Source organism: Actinomycetospora endophytica, from assembly GCF_021026375.1.
In the GTDB taxonomy this organism is placed as follows: Bacteria; Actinomycetota; Actinomycetes; order Mycobacteriales; family Pseudonocardiaceae; genus Actinomycetospora; species Actinomycetospora endophytica.
The window spans coordinates 712,690-729,187 of the sequence record NZ_JAJNDB010000001.1 but is presented as its reverse complement, the minus strand read 5'-3'; the positions used below and the strand labels follow the sequence as shown (position 1 = coordinate 729,187).

The 16,498-nt window shown below is 75.7% G+C and carries 11 protein-coding genes and 1 pseudogene; 9 read left to right on the top strand and 3 right to left on the bottom strand.

The genetic code is table 11. The features are described 5' to 3' along the window. Positions 1–173: 173 nt before the first annotated feature. The 3 genes and pseudogenes from LQ327_RS03505 to purH all read left to right on the top strand — a co-directional run bounded on the left by LQ327_RS03505 (position 174) and on the right by purH (position 4,081). Positions 174–1,583, top strand: a complete 1,410-nt coding sequence (locus LQ327_RS03505) for a cell division protein PerM (RefSeq protein ID WP_308286239.1) — start codon at positions 174–176, stop codon at positions 1,581–1,583. A 272-nt stretch (positions 1,584–1,855) separates the two neighbouring features. Then, positions 1,856–2,476: pseudogene (purN, locus tag LQ327_RS03500) on the top strand (phosphoribosylglycinamide formyltransferase); the annotation flags it as partial. Between the two features lie 6 nt (positions 2,477–2,482). Then, entirely contained in the window at positions 2,483–4,081 is a 1,599-nt protein-coding gene (gene purH / locus LQ327_RS03495) for a bifunctional phosphoribosylaminoimidazolecarboxamide formyltransferase/IMP cyclohydrolase (protein ID WP_230732956.1), read from the top strand. Positions 4,082–4,131: 50 nt separating this feature from the next. Here the strand turns inward: purH and LQ327_RS03490 are convergent, their stop codons facing one another. After that, positions 4,132–5,640 carry a sulfatase family protein gene (locus LQ327_RS03490; RefSeq protein ID WP_230730135.1) on the bottom strand — a complete coding sequence of 503 codons (1,509 nt, stop codon included), beginning with the start codon at positions 5,638–5,640 and terminating at the stop codon, positions 4,132–4,134. A 92-nt stretch (positions 5,641–5,732) separates the two neighbouring features. On the opposite strand from LQ327_RS03490, the gene LQ327_RS33625 reads away from it, so the two are divergent. The 3 genes from LQ327_RS33625 (at position 5,733) to LQ327_RS03475 (ending at position 8,985) form a co-directional block, all read left to right on the top strand. After that, entirely contained in the window at positions 5,733–6,344 is a 612-nt protein-coding gene (locus LQ327_RS33625; RefSeq protein ID WP_269069126.1) for a hypothetical protein, read from the top strand. Positions 6,345–6,445: 101 nt separating this feature from the next. Beyond that, entirely contained in the window at positions 6,446–7,255 is an 810-nt protein-coding gene (gene imuA' / locus LQ327_RS03480) for a DnaE2-dependent mutagenesis accessory factor ImuA' (protein WP_230730133.1), read from the top strand. After that, positions 7,252–8,985 carry a DNA polymerase Y family protein gene (locus tag LQ327_RS03475; RefSeq protein ID WP_230730132.1) on the top strand — a complete coding sequence of 578 codons (1,734 nt, stop codon included), beginning with the start codon at positions 7,252–7,254 and terminating at the stop codon, positions 8,983–8,985. The genes imuA' and LQ327_RS03475 overlap by 4 nt, the downstream gene beginning before the upstream one ends. 116 nt (positions 8,986–9,101) lie before the next feature. Here LQ327_RS03475 and LQ327_RS03470 read toward each other — a convergent pair whose 3' ends face one another. Next, positions 9,102–9,539: a VOC family protein gene (locus LQ327_RS03470; protein ID WP_230730131.1), complete on the bottom strand. Its 438-nt coding sequence runs from the start codon at positions 9,537–9,539 to the stop codon at positions 9,102–9,104. A gap of 125 nt (positions 9,540–9,664) precedes the next feature. On the opposite strand from LQ327_RS03470, the gene LQ327_RS03465 reads away from it, so the two are divergent. Next, on the top strand, positions 9,665–13,114 hold the full coding sequence (locus tag LQ327_RS03465) for an error-prone DNA polymerase (RefSeq protein WP_230730128.1): 3,450 nt from the start codon (positions 9,665–9,667) through the stop codon (positions 13,112–13,114). A gap of 49 nt (positions 13,115–13,163) precedes the next feature. Here the strand turns inward: LQ327_RS03465 and LQ327_RS03460 are convergent, their stop codons facing one another. Then, positions 13,164–13,832 carry a GPR1/FUN34/YaaH family transporter gene (locus tag LQ327_RS03460; protein WP_230730127.1) on the bottom strand — a complete coding sequence of 223 codons (669 nt, stop codon included), beginning with the start codon at positions 13,830–13,832 and terminating at the stop codon, positions 13,164–13,166. 354 nt (positions 13,833–14,186) lie between these two features. Between LQ327_RS03460 and LQ327_RS03455 the strand changes: the two genes are divergently transcribed. Together LQ327_RS03455 and LQ327_RS03450 are read left to right on the top strand one after the other, a co-directional pair. After that, positions 14,187–14,582, top strand: a complete 396-nt coding sequence (locus LQ327_RS03455) for a hypothetical protein (protein WP_230730126.1) — start codon at positions 14,187–14,189, stop codon at positions 14,580–14,582. Then, positions 14,572–16,497 (top strand): NAD-binding protein, encoded by a 1,926-nt coding sequence (locus tag LQ327_RS03450; protein WP_230730125.1) that lies wholly within the window; start codon positions 14,572–14,574, stop codon positions 16,495–16,497. The genes LQ327_RS03455 and LQ327_RS03450 overlap by 11 nt, the downstream gene beginning before the upstream one ends. The last annotated feature ends 1 nt before the right edge of the window (position 16,498 follow it).

Below are 16,498 nucleotides of genomic sequence, written 5' to 3'. Positions count from 1 at the left end.
GGGTCCGCGTGAGCGCAGCGGCCCCGACCTCAGGCGCCCCGTCGTCAGGAACCCCGACCTCCGGGACCCCGGCATCCGGTGCTGCGGGCCCGACCCCGGCCGAGGCCTCCCCCACCCGATCGCGGACGCGGTCACGGCCCGGGCGGCCCGGTGGCCTGTCGCCCCGTCTCGGGGTGCTCGTCCAGGTCGCCGTGGTGCCGGTGCTGGTGACCTACGCGGCCGTCGTCGTGCTGGCCGCCCTGATCACCGCCTCGGCGTCGGGTACCTCGCCCGGTGGTGACCCCGGTCTGGGGCAGGCGCTCGGCTCGGGGGTGCCGCTCTGGCTGGCGGTGCATCTCGTTCCGCTGACGGTCTCCGGTGCGCCCCTCGGGATGCTGCCGCTGGCTCCGGCGATCGGGGTGGCCTTCCTCGTGGGAGCGCTCGCCCGACGCGGCGTGACCCGGCTCGGGGAGCTGGCGGACGAGCCGACCTCCCGGTCCGAGCGCTGGCCCACGCAGGGCGTCCCGGTCGTCGCGGCGGCCGCGGCCGTGCACGCCGCGGCCGGGGTGCTCGCGGCGGCGCTGCTCACTCCCGACACCGCGACGATCCCGGCGGACGCCTCGCCGGGGACGGCGGGCCTGGTCGCGGGTCTGCTGGCGGCGGTGTCCGCAGCGGTCGGTGTCGCGGCGCGGTGCGGCCTCCCGGAAGGGGTGCGTGCGCTGCCCGGATGGGTGCTCCGCGGCGTGCGCGCAGGGCTGGGCGCCGCTGCAGGACTGGTGGCCGGCGGGGCGGCGCTGCTGCTCGTCGTGCTGCTCGCTCGGGCGGACGCCGTCGCCCGGTCGTTCGCCGCGATCGCCCCGCAGGCGGGCAGCGGCGCGGGCCTCTGGTTCCTCGACGCCGCGTACCTGCCGAACGCCGCCGCCGCCGCGGTGTCCTGGCTGCTCGGACCCGGGTACGAGGTCGGCGCGATGGCGGCCTCCCCCACCTCGGCGACCCCCGGCCTGCTCCCGCCGGTCCCGCTCGCCGCCCTCCTGCCGACCGGGCCGCCCCCGACGTGGGCGGGGCTGGTGTTCGCGGTGCCCCTGGCGGTCGGGTCGCTGGTCGGGTGGGTGCTGGCGACGGGAGAGCCCGAGGGGTCGCGCGGTCCGGTCGGTTCCGGTCGGGCGGGTCGGGATCTGCTGGTCCGGGTGCGCCCGGTCCTGATGGCGGCGCTGACGGCCGGTGTCGTCCTCGCGGTCGCGGCCGTCCTCGCCGGCGGGCGCCTCGGCTCGGGACCGTTCGACCCGGTCGTCGTCCCGGCCGGTGGGGTCCTGCTCGCGGTCCTCGGCTGGATCGCGCTGCCCGGCGCCGTCGTCGCCCTGCTCGCGGCGCCCACCGGCGCCCCGGCGCGGCGGGAGCGTGCCGCCTCGTCGTCGGAGGAGCCGACGACGGCGGCCGAGGCGACGGCCGTCGTCGGGGACCCGGCGGGGGCGGAGGACACGGCGGGCGCCGAGGAGGAGGCGGCTGCCGAGGACGTGACCGACGGGACCGACGACGAGGACGACGCGACGGAGCACGAGGACGGCGCTGCCGCTGAGCGTGACGGGGCCGGACGCTCCGACTGAGGCCCCGCCTGGGTCGCTTTGCCGGGCCGCTCCATGATCATGAGCACTCGGCGCAGGATTCCGATGCGAATTCCTGCGCCACGTGCTCCTGATCACCGCAGCCGACGGGAGTGTCGAGTCCGACACGGCCAGGTCACGGGCGGCGGGCTAGTGTGATCGGCGAGGATCGTCGAGACGCCGGGAGCCCAGGTCTGTGCACCGGCGGCAAGGAGATCGCGCTGACCACGCACGCGGGCCCGGGTGACCACGACCGCACCCCGGCCGGGACACGGCTGGAGGTCCGCGCACCGGCGCGCGTCGTCGTCCTCGCCTCCGGCTCCGGCACCCTGCTGCAGGCCCTGCTCGACGAGGCCGGGGCGATCGACGTCGAGGTCGTCGCCGTCGTCTCCGACCGCCCGGACGTCGCCGCCCTCGACCGCGCGCTCGAGGCGAAGGCCGAACCCGTCGTCGTCCGCCTGGGAGATCACCGCGGCGCCGACGGCACCGTCGACCGCGCCGCCTGGGACACCGCGCTCGCGGACGCCGTCGCCGCGTACGACCCCGACCTCGTCGTCTCCGCCGGCTTCATGAAGGTCCTCGGGCCGGCCTTCCTCGCCCGGTTCGGTGGCCGGACCGTCAACACCCACCCCGCGCTGCTGCCCGCGTTCCCGGGCGCGCACGGGGTGGCCGATGCGCTCGCCCACGGGGTCAAGGTCACCGGCGCGACCGTCCACCTCGTGGACGCGGGCGTCGACACCGGGCCGGTCCTGGCCCAGCAGGCCGTCGTCGTCGAGCCCGACGACACCCAGGAGACGCTGCACGAACGGATCAAGGTCGTGGAGCGCCGCATGCTCGTCGAGACCGTGGCCGCCCTGGTGCGCCACGGAGCCACCATCACCGGACGAACTGTGAGGATCGAAGTGACCGCTGCCCCGCAGACAGCTCCCGCCGCTCAGGGGACCGACGGTCGCCGCCCGATCCGACGCGCGCTGGTCAGCGTCTTCGACAAGGCCGGCCTGCTCGACCTCGCGACCGGCCTGCACGCCGCGGGCGTCGAGGTCGTCTCCACCGGCTCGACCGCCTCACGGATCGCGGACGCCGGGGTGCCGGTCACCCGCGTGGAGGAGCTCACCGGGTTCCCCGAGTGCCTCGACGGCCGCGTCAAGACCCTCCACCCCCGGGTGCACGCCGGGCTGCTCGCCGACTCCCGGCTGCCCACCCACGTCGAGCAGCTCGCCACGCTCGGGATCGAGGCGTTCGACCTGCTCGTGGTCAACCTCTACCCGTTCACCCAGACCGTGGCGTCCGGGGCCTCGCCCGACGACTGCGTCGAGCAGATCGACATCGGCGGCCCGGCGATGATCCGGGCGGCGGCGAAGAACCACGAGTCGGTCGCCGTCGTCACCGACCCGACCCGCTACGCGTGGGTGCTCAGCGAGGCCCAGGCCGGCGGCGTGACGCGGACCGACCGCCAGGGGCTGGCGGCCGAGGCGTTCCGGCACACCGCCTCGTACGACGTGGCCGTGGCGTCCTGGATGGGCACGGTGCTGACGCCTCCGCCCGAGGGCGAGTTCCCCGACTGGACCGGGTTGACGGGCCGGCTGCGCCAGTCGCTGCGCTACGGCGAGAACCCGCACCAGGCCGCCGCGCTCTACGGCACCCCCGGGGACGCGTCCGGGCTCGCCGGCTCGGTGCAGCTGCACGGCAAGGAGATGTCCTACAACAACTACGTCGACGCCGACGCCGCCTGGCGCGCCGCGCACGACCACGGCTCCGAGCAGGCCTGTGTCGCGATCATCAAGCACGCGAACCCGTGTGGGATCGCGGTCGGGGACGACGTCGCCGACACCCACGCCCGGGCCCACGCCTGCGACCCGACGTCGGCGTTCGGCGGCGTCATCGCGGTGAACCGCGAGGTGACGGTGGCCGCGGCGGAGCAGATCGGCGAGATCTTCACCGAGGTGCTCGTGGCGCCGTCCTACGCCGACGGGGCGCTCGACGTGCTGGCGCGCAAGAAGAACATCCGGGTCCTGACGGCGCAGTTCTCGCCCGCGCCGTACGAGCAGCGGGCGATCTCCGGCGGGGTGCTCGTCCAGGAGCGCGACGCCGTCGACGCCCCCGGCGACGACCCGTCGTCGTGGACGCTCGCCACCGGCACCGCCGTGTCCGACGAGGTGCTGGCCGACCTGGCGTTCGCGTGGCGGGCGTGCCGGGCGGTGAAGTCGAACGCGATCCTGCTGGCGCACGAGGGCGCGACGGTCGGGGTCGGGATGGGCCAGGTCAACCGGGTCGACTCGGCCAAGCTGGCGGTCGCGCGGGCCGGGGACCGGGTGCGCGGGTCGGTGGCGGCGTCGGACGCGTTCTTCCCCTTCCCGGACGGCTTCGAGGTGCTCGCCGAGGCCGGGATCGCCGCCGTCGTGCAGCCCGGCGGGTCGGTGCGCGACAACCAGACGATCGAGGCCGCCGAGAAGGCCGGCGTCGCGATGTACCTGACGGGGACGCGGCACTTCGCGCACTAGCGCATGTGCGTGCGTTTCCGTGTCCCAGCACGGAAACGCACGCACACGCGTCAGCGAACGTGCCCGGCCGCCCAGCAGGCGGCCGTCCCGTGGCAGTTCTCCAACGCCGTCAGGGTCGCGTGCAGGGCCGCCAACCGCTCCGGCGGCACCGTCGCGACCGTGTTGTCGCGTTGGTACGGGTCGGTCGCCGTGTCGTGGTACTCCTTCTCGCCGGTGGCGTACTCGGTGTAGGTCACGCTGCCCGTCGCGACCGCCCCGTAGCTGGGCGGGTTCGCCGCCGACTTCCCGGGCGTGCGGTCCGGGTCGTCGGGAGCGAGGTTCGGGCCGTGGTGCTCGACGAGGGCGGCGTTGCGCCAGTCGGGGGGATCGGCTCCGGCGAGCAGCGGGACGAGGCTGCGCCCGTCGGCGATCGGCAGCGGTGGCGCGTGGGCGAGGTCGGTGACCGTCGGCGCGACGTCGATGTTCTGCACCCGCTCCGGGATCGTCCGGTGCACCACACCCGGGCCCGCCACGATCAGCGGGACCACGAGATCCGTCGCGAACGTCGTCTGCTTTCCGGCGGAGAGCTCGTGCTGGCCCATGTGGTAGCCGTTGTCGGAGCTGAAGACGATCTGGGTGTTCGCCGTCTGTCCCGTGCGGTCGAGGGCCGCCTCCAGCCCGGCGAGCATGTCGTCGACCGACGCCGAGGCCTGCGCGCGCTTGCGGTACCCGTTGTCCAGACGGGTGACCTGCTTCGGCCGCAACGGGGTGCGGTCACGCAACCAGGCGGGCGCGGTGGGGGCGTCAGGTTGGTTGAACGAGGGGTCGCGGGGCGCCTGCAGGCCGGGGAAGTCCTGGGAGTGGCGGGGGGCCGGCGTGTACGGCGCGTGCGGGGCGAACGTCGCGACCTCGAGGAAGAACGGCCGGTGCGCCGCCGACTGCGCGGTGATGAAGTCCGAACCGCGCTGCCCGAGCACGTCGGGCATGTAGTCGGAGTCCGCGTGCCCGTGGTGGGCGATCGTGCCGTTGACGTTCAGGTCGTAGTCGAACTCGGGGTAGCCGTTCCCGGCGACGTCCCACTCGTTCCAGCCCGGTGCCGGCCCGTCGGTGGGCTGGTAGCCGTTGAGGTACTTGCCCATCATCGCCGTCGTGTAGCCCGCCTTCTGCAGCGCCACGGCGTCGGTGTCGGCCTCGTCGCCCCGGGAGTGGAAGACGTCGTACCCGCCGTCGGGCGCCGAGTTGGTGAAGACCCCGGTGTCGTGCGGGAACGCCCCCGTGAAGATCGACGATCGCGACGGGCAGCAGAGCGTGTCGGCGTCGTCGTCGGCGGCGAAGCTCGCGCCCCGCGCGGCGAGCTGCTGCACGTGGGGCATGTAACGCAGCAGGCTCGTGTCCAGATCGTCGGTGAGGACGAAGAGGACGTTCGGGTGCCCTGCCTGCGACGCCGGGGCCACCCCCGCCGGCCCGGCCAGCTCGGGCGGGTCCGGGTCCTGGGCGGGTCCGGCGCTGCACCCGGTCGCGACGAGCGCGACGGCGAGGGTGACGACGGCGAGGGCGGTCCGGGCCGGTTCCCTGATCACCCGCTGAAGGGTGGTGCCGGACGGTGGCCGTGCGCCCCGCGGCGGGCGGAGTCTTCAGGTCGGCATCAGCTCGCCCGAGGAGGAGAACCACCGTGACCGGACCGCACGACCCCGAGGACCACCACGGGGCCGAGGAGGGGCCCTGGTACGGGACCGGGTACGACGGGTCGCACGGGTACGACGGGTCGCACGGGTACGACGGGTCGCACGGGTACGACGACGAGGCCGCCGCGTCCCACGGGGGTGGGTACGACGACGAGCCGACGACGTCGGGTGTCGCCCCGGACCCGTCGTCCGGCGGCCCGACGGACCCGCCGACGCAGCCCGCCACGGTGATGGCCCCGGCGACCCCCGCAGGGGCGCCCCGGCACGGCTGGTGGCGCTCGCGGCGGGTGCGCGTGGGGGCCGCGACGACGCTGGCCGGCCTGGTGCTGCTCGGGGGCGGTTTCGGGGCGGGCCTCGCCGTGGCGGACGCCTCCACCCCGCCCGCCGCGGCGGCCCACGCGACCACGGCGGCGGGAGCCAAGGCGGGGGCGAAGGGGCAGGCCGCCCGGAAGCGCCGCCTGGCCGCCCAGCAGCGCCGTCAGCAGCAGGGCACCGGGACCGGGCAGGGCACGGGCCAGGCGCCGGCCCCGGGGGCGGGTCAGGCACCGGGCTCGGGCACGGGGCAGGCGCCGGGAGCAGCGGCCGTCCCGTCGTTCTGATCGTCACTCCGCCGGCCCCGACCTCGTCGTGGCGCACTGTCGGTGGGGTGGGTTAGCGTTCTCCTCGTTCGAACACGTGTTCGACGATCGAGGAGGTCCCGATGGCCGCATCCCCGCACGAGGTGCTCTCCCGGCGCGTCTCCGAGCTGGGGCTCGTCCGGGCCTCCGAGCTCCCGGGGCGCTCCGGGCCGGGGCGGGCGGTCCGGGCCGCAGCATCGCACGCCGGCCCGTCGTCGCAGGAGGAGTCGCCGGCCCCGGAACCCGATCCGGGGCCGGTGCGGGACACCGAGCGGAGCCTGCTGCCGGTGGCCGGGCCGCTCACCGGTCTGCTGCCGTGGGGCGGGTTGCGGCGCGGGTCGACGGTGTCGGTGCACGGGTCGACGGCGCTGCTGCCGGCCCTGCTGGCGGAAGCCTCGCGGGCGGGGTCGTGGTGTGCGCTGGTCGGGCTGCCGGGGGTGGGTCTGGCCGCCGCCGACGAGGCCGGGATGGACCTGGCGCGCACCGCGGTGGTCCCGCGCCCCGGTCCCCGTCCGGCGAGCGTCGTCGCGGCGCTGGTCGACGGGGTGGACGTGGTGGTGCTCGGTGGTGCCTCGGCCTGGCGGGCGGGGGATCGCCAGCGCCTCGCCGCGCGGGTGCGCCAGAAGGGCGCGGTGCTGGTCCCGGTCGGGGCCTGGCCGGGCGCGGACGTCGAGCTGCACGCCACCGGCGGCACCTGGTCGGGGCTGCTGGGTGACGGGGCGGGCCGGCTGCGCTCGCGTCGGGTGCACCTTCGCTGCGCCGCGCGCGGGCGGGCGCGCGACCGGCGTGAGGACGTGCTGCTCCCCGGTCCCGAGGGGCGTGTGGTGGAGGTCCCGGGCGCCGTGGGGGTGGTTCCGGAGGCCCCGCTCGACCTGTCGGCGAGGACGGGGTGAACGAGTCCGCCCCACCGATCCGGGTGGTGGCGCTGTGGTGCCCGGACTGGCCGGTCGTCGCCGCCTGCGCCGAGTCCGGCATCCCGGCCGACCGTCCCGCCGCCGTGCTCGTGGCTCACCGGGTGGTCGCCTGCTCGGCCACCGCCCGCGCGCAGGGGATCCGACGGGGGTTGCGACGGCGGGAGGCCCAGGCCCGCTGCCCCGACCTCGCGGTGCTCGGTCGTGACGCCGACCGTGACGCGCGGGCCTTCGAGGTCGTCGCCGCCGCGGTGGAGGAGATCACCCCGGGCGTCGAGGTGATCCGCCCCGGCCTCGTGGTGCTCGCGGCGCGCGGGCCCGCCCGCTACTTCGGGAGCGAGGAGGCCGTCGCCGAGCGCCTCGTCGACCACGTCGCCGCCCGGGCCCGCGTGGAGTGCCAGGTCGGGGTGGCCGACGGGGTGTTCGCGGCCGCTCTCGCCGCTCGGCGCAGCGTGGTCGTGCCGGTCGGTGGGTCGGCGGAGTTCCTCGCTCCGCGCCCGGTCGGCGAGCTCGAGATGGAGCCGGGGGTCGAGCCGGACACCGCCGGGGCGGACGTCCCGGGGACCACCGCCCGGGCCGAGCTCGTCGGGCTGCTCCGGCGCCTGGGGCTGACCACCCTGGGGGACTTCGCCCGCCTGCCCGCGGCCGATGTCGCCTCCCGGTTCGACGCCGCCGCGGTCCGCGCCCACCGGCTCGCGCAGGGCCTGGACGAGCGCCCGCCGTCGCGGCGCCGCGTGCCCGACGAGCTCACCGTCGAGGTACCGCTCGATCCCCCGGTCGACCGCGTCGACGCCGCCGCCTTCGCCTCCCGGGCGCTCGCCGAACGGCTGCACACCGTTCTGGGCGACGCCGGTCTCGCGTGCACCCGGCTCGGGGTGCAGGCCAGGACGACGGCCGGCGACGAGCTCGCCCGCACCTGGCGCTGCGCCGAGCCGCTCACCCCGGCGGCCACGGCGGACCGTGTCCGGTGGCAGCTCGAGGGGTGGCTCTCGCGGCGGGGGACGGGCCGTTCCGGTGAGGGGCTGGCCGTGCTGCGGCTGGTGCCGGAGGAGGTGGTCGACGCCGGGCGGCTGCAGCTCGGGCTGTGGGGGGAGACCGGGGTCGCCGACGAGCGCGCCGGGCGTGCCCTGGTGCGGGTGCAGGGGCTGCTCGGTCCCGAGGAGGTGCTCACCGGGGTGCCCGGCGGCGGGCGCGGGCCGGGCGAGCGGATCCACACCGTGCCCTGGGGGGACGAACGCACCCCGGCGCTCGACCCGGAGGCGCCCTGGCCGGGGGCCCTGCCGGCTCCCTCGCCGTCGACGGTCCCGCCCTCGCCCCTGGCTGCCCGGGTCCTCGACGCGGCCGGCAGGCCGGTCCGTGCGGCCCGGCGCGGCGGGCTCTCGGCGGCCCCGGCGCAGGTGGCCCTCGACGACGGCCCGACGGCGCCGGTGCGGGCCTGGGGAGGGCCGTGGCCGGAGGAGGGCCGGTGGTGGGACCCGCACGCACCGGCCGGGTGCCTGCGCGTCCAGGTCGTGTGCGTCCCCCCGGTCTCCTGGCCCGCGGCGGGGACGACCGGTGCGGACGACGGTCCCCGGGCCGACGGCGGCGACGACCCCGACCCGGCGGCCGACCTGGCGCCCGACCCGGCCGCCTCCTCGGCCGACGCGGTGGGCCTGGCCCTGCTGCTGGTGCTCCGGGACGACCGCTGGACGGTGGAGGGGATCTACGACTGAGGCCGGCGCGGGTCTCGTCGCCGCCGCCGCTCCTGCATGATCAGGGGCACTGGGGGCATGTCCTGGGGCGCTCCCGCCTGCTTGGTGTGCCTCTCGCGAGGGGTCAGCCAGCTCGGTCACCAGCCGGGCGCGTGGATCACCTGCCAGAGGTGGCCGTCCGGGTCGGCGAACGTCGCGAGGTGTCCCCACGGCATCGTCGCCGGGCGGGTCACGACGGTGGCGCCCGCCGCCTCGGCCCGGGCGAGCGCCGCGTCGACCCCGGCGTCGTCGTCCGCGGGGAGGCTCAGCAGGCACTCGCTGGTGCCGGGGGCGGCGACCGCGTTGTCCCCGGTCACCCACCCGAACCCGCCCCGGGGGATGAACATGAGATGCAACCCGTCCGAGACCACGACCTGCAACGGCTCGGGCACACCGTCGTCGCCCGGCGGGCCGACCGCGGTGAGACCGAGCCCGTCCCGGTAGAAGGCGTGCGCCCGCACGCGGTCGTCGGTGGGGAGGGCGAGGACCACGGTCGGCATGTCGCAGTGGTAGCAGATCAGGACCAAGGAGTCCATCGCCGGGAGTGCGAACGGGTCGCCCGCCCGGGCGGATTCCCCGGATCCGCGCCACGGTGTCGGACCTCGACGCTACTCTCGTCTCATCGAACACCTGTTCGATGCATGGGGAGAGCGGAGGTCCGATGGGCTGGGGCAATCCGGCGGTGAGCTGGTCGGAGATGGAGCGGATCCTCGCGGGGAGGCCGCCCCGGAAGGGGCAGCGGGAGAAGGACGCCCCGGAGGTCGACGGGCCCGGCACGGTCCACCCGGCGGACGTGGGCGCCGCCCCGGTCCGCGAGCCCGCCCGCCGCCGTCCGTCGCGCGACGTCGAGCACCCCGGCGACGGGGGAGACTCGCCGGCCTGGAGCCGCACCCGCGCGCCGTACCGCCCGCCCGCCGGCACGGCCGCCACGGCCGCGCCCCCGAAGGTTCCCTTCGCCGAGCTGCACACGCACTCCACCTACAGCTTCCTCGACGGCGCGAGCCAGCCCGAGGAGCTCGTCGAGGAGGCGCACCGGCTGGGGCTGGAGGCCGTCGCGCTCACCGACCACGACGGCATGTACGGCGTGGTTCGCTTCGCCGAGGCGGCGCGCGAGCTCGACGTCCGCACGGTCTTCGGGTCCGAGCTCTCGCTGGGCCTGTCCGCTCCGCAGAACGGGGTGGCCGATCCGGAGGGCGAGCACCTGCTGGTCCTGGCCCGGGATCCCGCCGGCTACCGGGCGATCTCGCACGCGATCACCGAGGCCGCGATGGACCCCGCCGCCGAGAAGGGCCGCCCGATCCACGATCTCGAGCGCACCGCGGCGACGCTGCGGGACCAGGTCGTCGTGCTCACCGGCTGCCGCAAGGGGCACGTGCGGCGGGCCCTGGACGCGGGCGGGCCGGACGCGGCGGCACGGGCCCTGGACCGTCTGGTGGGCCTGTTCGGGGCGGAGTCGGTGGCGGTCGAGCTGACCGACCACGGGCTGCCCGTCGACGTCGAGCGCAACGACGTGCTCGCCGGGCTCGCCGCGCGGGCCGGTCTGGCCACCGTCGCGAGCACGGCCGCGCACTACGCCACGCCGGACCGGGCGCGGGTGGCCGCCGCGCTGGGGGCGGTCCGGGCGCGACGCAGTCTCGACGAGGCCGAGGGCTGGCTCCCTCCGGGCACGGTGCACCTGCGCTCCGGGGCGGAGATGGCCACCCGGTTCGCGCGGCACCCCGAGGCGGTCACGCACGCGGCGGTGCTCGGGCGGGAGTGCGCGTTCGAGCTCTCCCTGCTGGCCCCCGAGCTGCCGCCGTTCGACGTCCCGGCGGGGGAGACCGAGGCGAGCTGGCTGCGCCACCTCACCGATCAGGGGGCCCGCGAACGCTACGGCGGCCGCGCGGACAACCCGCGGGCGTGGGAGGTGATCGACCACGAGATGGCGATCATCGAGGGGCAGGGCTTCCCCGGTTACTTCCTGATCGTCGCCGACATCGTGGAGTTCTGTCGTCGCGAGAACATCTACTGCCAGGGCCGGGGCTCGGCCGCGAACTCCGCGGTCTGCTTCGCCCTGAAGATCACCCACGTCGACGCCGTCGAGATGGACCTGCTCTTCGAACGGTTCCTCTCCCCGGAGCGCGACGGCTACCCCGACATCGACCTCGACATCGAGTCCGACCGTCGGGAGGAGGCCATCCAGTACGTCTACGACCGCTACGGCCGGGACCGGGCCGCGCAGGTCGCCAACGTCATCACCTACCGGCCGCGCTCGGCGGTCCGCGACGCCGCCCGGGCGCTCGGCTTCGCGCAGGGCCAGCAGGACGCGTGGAGCAAGCTCATCGACCGCTGGGGGCCCGGGGCGGAGCTGGGTGACCAGGTCCCGGGGATGCCGCGGTCGGTCGCCTCGCTGGCGGAGGAGATCGCGAGCTTCCCCCGCCACCTCGGCATCCACTCCGGGGGCATGGTCATCTGCGACCGGCCGGTGGACCAGGTGGTGCCGGTGGAGTGGGCGCGGATGAAGGACCGCAGCGTCATCCAGTGGGACAAGGACGACGCGGCGGCGGTCGGCCTGGTCAAGTTCGACCTGCTCGGGCTGGGCATGCTCTCGGTGCTGCACTACGCGAGCGACTACGTGGCCGCCCACCACGGCCGCCGCATCGAGCTGCACCAGCTGCAACCGACCGATCCCGCGGTCTTCGCCATGCTCGCGCGGGGCGACTCGGTGGGCGTGTTCCAGGTCGAGTCCCGGGCGCAGATGGCCACGTTGCCGCGCCTCAAGCCGCGGGAGTTCTACGACCTGGTGGTCGAGGTCGCGCTCATCCGGCCCGGCCCGATCCAGGGCGGGTCGGTGCATCCCTACATCCGGCGGAAGAACAGACAGGAGCGGGTCGTCTACGACCATCCGCTCTGCGAGCCGGCGCTGCGCAAGACCCTCGGGGTGCCGCTGTTCCAGGAGCAGCTCATGCAGCTGGCCACCGACGTCGCCGGGTTCAGCGCCGCGGAGGCCGACGAGCTGCGCCGGGCGCTCTCGGCGAAGCGGTCGGAGGAGCGGCTCGAGCGTCTGCGGGAGCGGTTCTACGCCGGGATGGCGGCGAACCAGATCACCGGTGAGCTGGCCGACCGGATCTTCGCCAAGACCAAGGCGTTCGCGAACTTCGGCTTCCCGGAGAGCCACTCGATCAGCTTCGCGTCGCTGGTCTACGTCTCGGCGTGGTTCAAGTACTACTTCCCGGCGGCGTTCTGTGCGGCCCTGCTGCGCGCCCAGCCGATGGGCTTCTACTCGCCGCAGAGCCTGGTCGCCGACGCCCGCCGCCACGGGGTGGTGGTCCTCGGCCCGGACGTCACCCGCAGCCGCGCCGAGCCCGATCTGGAGTCGCACCCGGACAGCGAGGGCAAGGTCGCGGTCCGGCTCGGGCTGGCGTCGGTGCGCGGCCTCGGTGACGAGGTCGCGGAGCGGATCGTGGCGGCCCGCGACGAGGGGGCCCTCACCGGGGCCGCCGACCTCGCCCGCCGGGCCGACCTCACCACCGCGCACCTGGAGGCCCTGGCGACCGGGGGCGCGCTCGGCTGCTTCGGGCTCGAACGGCGGGAGGCGCTGTGGGCCGCGGGCGCGGCCGCGGCGGGCACGGCCGAGGTGCGGGCGGGCGTGCGCCACGACCGGCTGCCGGAGACCGCGGTGGGGCTCGACGCCCCCGCGCTGCCGGGGATGTCGGCGGTGGAGCTGACCATCGCCGACGTGTGGGCGACGGGCCTGACCCCGGACGGCCACCCCGTGACGCACCTGCGGTCGGCGCTCGAGGAGCGGGGCGCCTTCAGCGTGGCCGGGGTCGCGGCGGTCGGGGAGGGGGAGCGCATCGAGGTCGGCGGGGTGGTCACCCACCGGCAGCGTCCGGCGACCGCGGGCGGGACGACGTTCCTCAACCTCGAGGACGAGACCGGGATGCTCAACGTGGTGTGCTCGGAGGGGCTCTGGGCGCGCCACCGGGTGGTCGCGCGCACGAGTGCGGCGCTGGTGATCCGCGGGAGGGTGGAGCGCGCGCACGACGCCCCGAGCGTGGTCAACCTCGTGGCCGACCGGGTGGAACGGCTCGATCTGAGGGTCCCGTCGCGTTCCCGGGACTTCCAGTGAGGAACCGGACAGGCGTTTGGAACACTGAGAGGGGTGCCTCACGCGGAGATCAGCCGCCGATCAGCGGCTTCCCCAGCGGCAGTGCGCCGCCGCCGCTCGCCTGGCTCAGCGCGTCGAAGAACAGGTAGACGCCGACGAGCGTGAACGCGAAGACCGCGATGCCGCCGCCGAAGAGCAGACCCGTCGAGCCCGCGGCCGTGCCGAGCAGCACGAGCAGCAGTGCGAGGTCGACCAGCACGAACAGCAGCGTGAACACCGACGGCAGGCGCAGCGACGCCAGCGTGAGGATGACGATGCCGATCAGCCAGGTGAGCAGGAACGTCTCCTGGGCCGCGGTGGCCGCCCCGGTCGCGGTGGCGTCCCCGAACCAGTTGTGGCCGAGCCCGAGCACCAGCGCGGAGAAGCTCAGCCAGAACCCGGCGAAGATCCCGAAGATCGCCGCCACCGGGCCGGCCCCGGTGCGGATCGCCCAGACCGTCGCGATGACCTGGCCGACGCCGGTGCACAGGATCAGGATCGGGACCATGCCGATCGCCGCGTTGGTCGACGAGCCGGTGAACCCGATCAGGTAGAGACCGAGAGCGACCGACCCGATGACGAACGTCGGGACGCCGACCAGCGCGGGGTTCGCGGCCGCCGCGGCGGCATCCGCGGCTGCCTGATCCGCGGCCTTGGCCTCGGCGGCGTGAGCCCCGGTACTCTCGTCAATTGTGGTCATCGCCACTCCTTCGTGCCGTTTCGGGCGGACTCCCAGCACGACGTCGTCGTGGCTGGGCAGGTGGGGCGTCCGCTGACTCCTGTGAGTGTGATCTCTCGCACGAGGTACAGGGAACCGACCGACCGTAGGGGTACGACTCCCGTCAGTACGGATCGTGAACCGGTTCAGGCATGCTCAACAGCCATGGAGCGCTCCGCCCCGGTCCTGTTCGTCCCCCGAATCACCGCCCGATCGGGCAGGGCCGTTCGGGTGAGTCGCCGCCTACTTGGAGGGGTGCTCGCGGGCGCGGCCGGCACCGCCGCGATGACGATCTCCGGTCGGGCTTATCGCGAGGTGCACGCCAGGCGCCGCGGTTTGTCCTCCAGGGATATCACCGAGATCCTGGACTACGACGACTCCGACCACGTCGTGGTGGCCGCGTCCGCCGTCCTGCGCCGCCTGTCCGGCTGGGCGCCACGGGGTCCGCGCGGCCGCCGGGCCCTGTTCTGGCTGGTCCACTGGGGGTACGGCTCGGCCGTGGGCGCCGCCCACGCGGAGCTGCGACACCGACTCGGGGGCGAGCCCGCCGCCGGTCTGGTGTTCTTCGTCGGGTGCCAGACGATGGCCCTGAGCCTGTTCCCGCTCCTCGGCGAGACCCCCGCGCCCTGGCGGTGGGGGCCGCGTCTGCTCACGGTCAGCGTCGCCCAGCACGCCGTCTACGCCGCCACGGTCGCCGGCGTCGACGCCGGGCTCGCCCACGATGACCACTGACCGTCCCGTCCGCCGGACGGACAGGACACCGGACGACACGAACCTCGACCCGGCGCGCCGCACCCACGTGATCGTCTGCGGGCTCGGCGGCCTCGGGCTGCGGATCGTCGAGCAGCTGCACCACCGCGGCGAGCCCGTCGTGGTCGTCGACGACGCCCGCGAGCACGGTCGCGGCGTGCGGCTCCTGGCGACCTGGGGTGTGCCGCTCATCGAGGCCGACCCCGCGCTGCCCGGCAGCCTCGACGAGGCCGGGCTGGAGGGCGCCCGGGCGGTGGTCTGCGTCATGGGCGGGGCCCAGGGCGAGCTGCGCAACCTCCACGTGGCCCTGCACGTCCGGGAGCGGCACCCGGACGTCCGGGTCGTCACCTCGCTCGGCAACGCCGCGATCGGGCGTGCGGTCGCCGACGACCCGGGACCCGGCGCGGTGCTCGACGTCGCCGCGCTCGTCACCCCGGCCCTCGTCGAGGCCTGCCTGCGCAGCCCCGTCCACGCGCTCGACGTCGCGGGGACCCGGTTCGTCGCGGCCGCCACCACCGCGCGCGCCCCCGCGACCCTGCGGGCCCTCTACGGCGACCTCGCCCCGCTCGCGGTCAGCGGGACGGCCGAGGGGACGACCCACCTGTGCCCGAGCCGCGACCAGCGGGTCGACGACGGGGATCGGGTGACGGTGCTCGGGACCGACGACGAGCTGGCCGAGGCCGGCGTGGCGACCACCGTCGCGGCGCCCCGTCGGCGCGCCAGGACCCGGCGCGGCGGGGGCTACGACCCCGAGGCCACGCACGGCCGCGCGGGAACCCTCCAGCGCACCGTCGCGGCGGCCGTCGCCCTCGGCCGGGAGTCCGACCGCGGGCTGCGCTGGGCGCTCGCCGCGCTGGTGGGCCTGCTCGTGGTCTCCACCGTCGTGATCTCGCTCGGGTACCGCTACCCCGACGGCCACGGACTCGGCCCGGTCGATGCGCTGTACTTCACGGTGGAGTCGGTCGCCACCGTGGGCTTCGGCGACTACAGCTTCGCCGAGCAGGCGGTGTGGCTGCGCCTGTGGGCGGTGTTCCTGATGCTCGCCGGGATCGTGACGACCGCGATCCCCATCGCGTACTTCACCGACATGCTCATCAGCCGTCGCCTCGCGAGCACCGCCGGGCGGCGCGCGGCGTCGGCGTCGGTGGGCCACGTGGTGATCATCGGGCTGGGCGCGGTCGGGGTGTCGGTGGCCGAGGCCCTGCGGAGCCGGGGCCGCGACGTCGTCGTCGTGGAGTCCGACCCGGCGAACCGCCACCTGCCCCGGGCCCGCGCGCTCGGGATCCCCGTGGTGTTCGGCGACGCGACGACGGCGACCCCGCTGCGCGACGCCCGGGTCGGGCAGGCGGCCGCGGTCGCCGTGACCACCAGCGACGACATGGCGAACATCGAGACCGGGCTGGCGGTGCGCGACCTGCTCGGCGAGGGCCGCGAGGACGTCCCGGTCGTGCTGCGGCTGTTCGACCGCGAGCTCGCCCGCACCGTGGCGCGCCGGTTCGGGTTCGGGTCGGTGCGATCGATCGTCGAGCTGGCCGCGCCGTGGTTCGTGGGCGCCGCGCTCGGGCTCGACGTGCTGGGGACGTTCCCGGTCCATGGCCAGGCGTTCCTGCTCGGCCGGCTGCGGGTCGAGCGGGGCAGCGCGCTCGACGGGCTGGCGATGCGCGACCTGTCGCTGCGCACCCGGGTCGTCGGGCTGCGCCGCGCGCCCCGGCCCGACGACGGGGCCGTCCACCCCACCGCACCGCTGGAGCACCCGCCACGCCGCGACACGCGCTTCGCGGCCGGCGACGAGGCCTTCCTCGTGGGCCCGGACGAGGAGCTCCTGGAGGTGCTGGCGCGCTCGCGCGCGGCCCCGGTGGGAAGCACCCGGGACACGAGCGGACCCGGCGCGCGATGAT

Excerpts from the sequence above, each read along its gene's own strand:
- imuA' (WP_230730133.1), top strand. The coding sequence starts at position 6,446 with ATGGCCGCATCCCCGCACGAGGTGCTCTCCCGGCGCGTCTCCGAGCTG.
- LQ327_RS03470 (WP_230730131.1), bottom strand. The coding sequence starts at position 9,539 with ATGGACTCCTTGGTCCTGATCTGCTACCACTGCGACATGCCGACCGTG.
- LQ327_RS03465 (WP_230730128.1), top strand. The coding sequence starts at position 9,665 with ATGGGCTGGGGCAATCCGGCGGTGAGCTGGTCGGAGATGGAGCGGATC.
- LQ327_RS03460 (WP_230730127.1), bottom strand. The coding sequence starts at position 13,832 with ATGACCACAATTGACGAGAGTACCGGGGCTCACGCCGCCGAGGCCAAG.
- LQ327_RS03450 (WP_230730125.1), top strand. The coding sequence starts at position 14,572 with ATGACCACTGACCGTCCCGTCCGCCGGACGGACAGGACACCGGACGAC.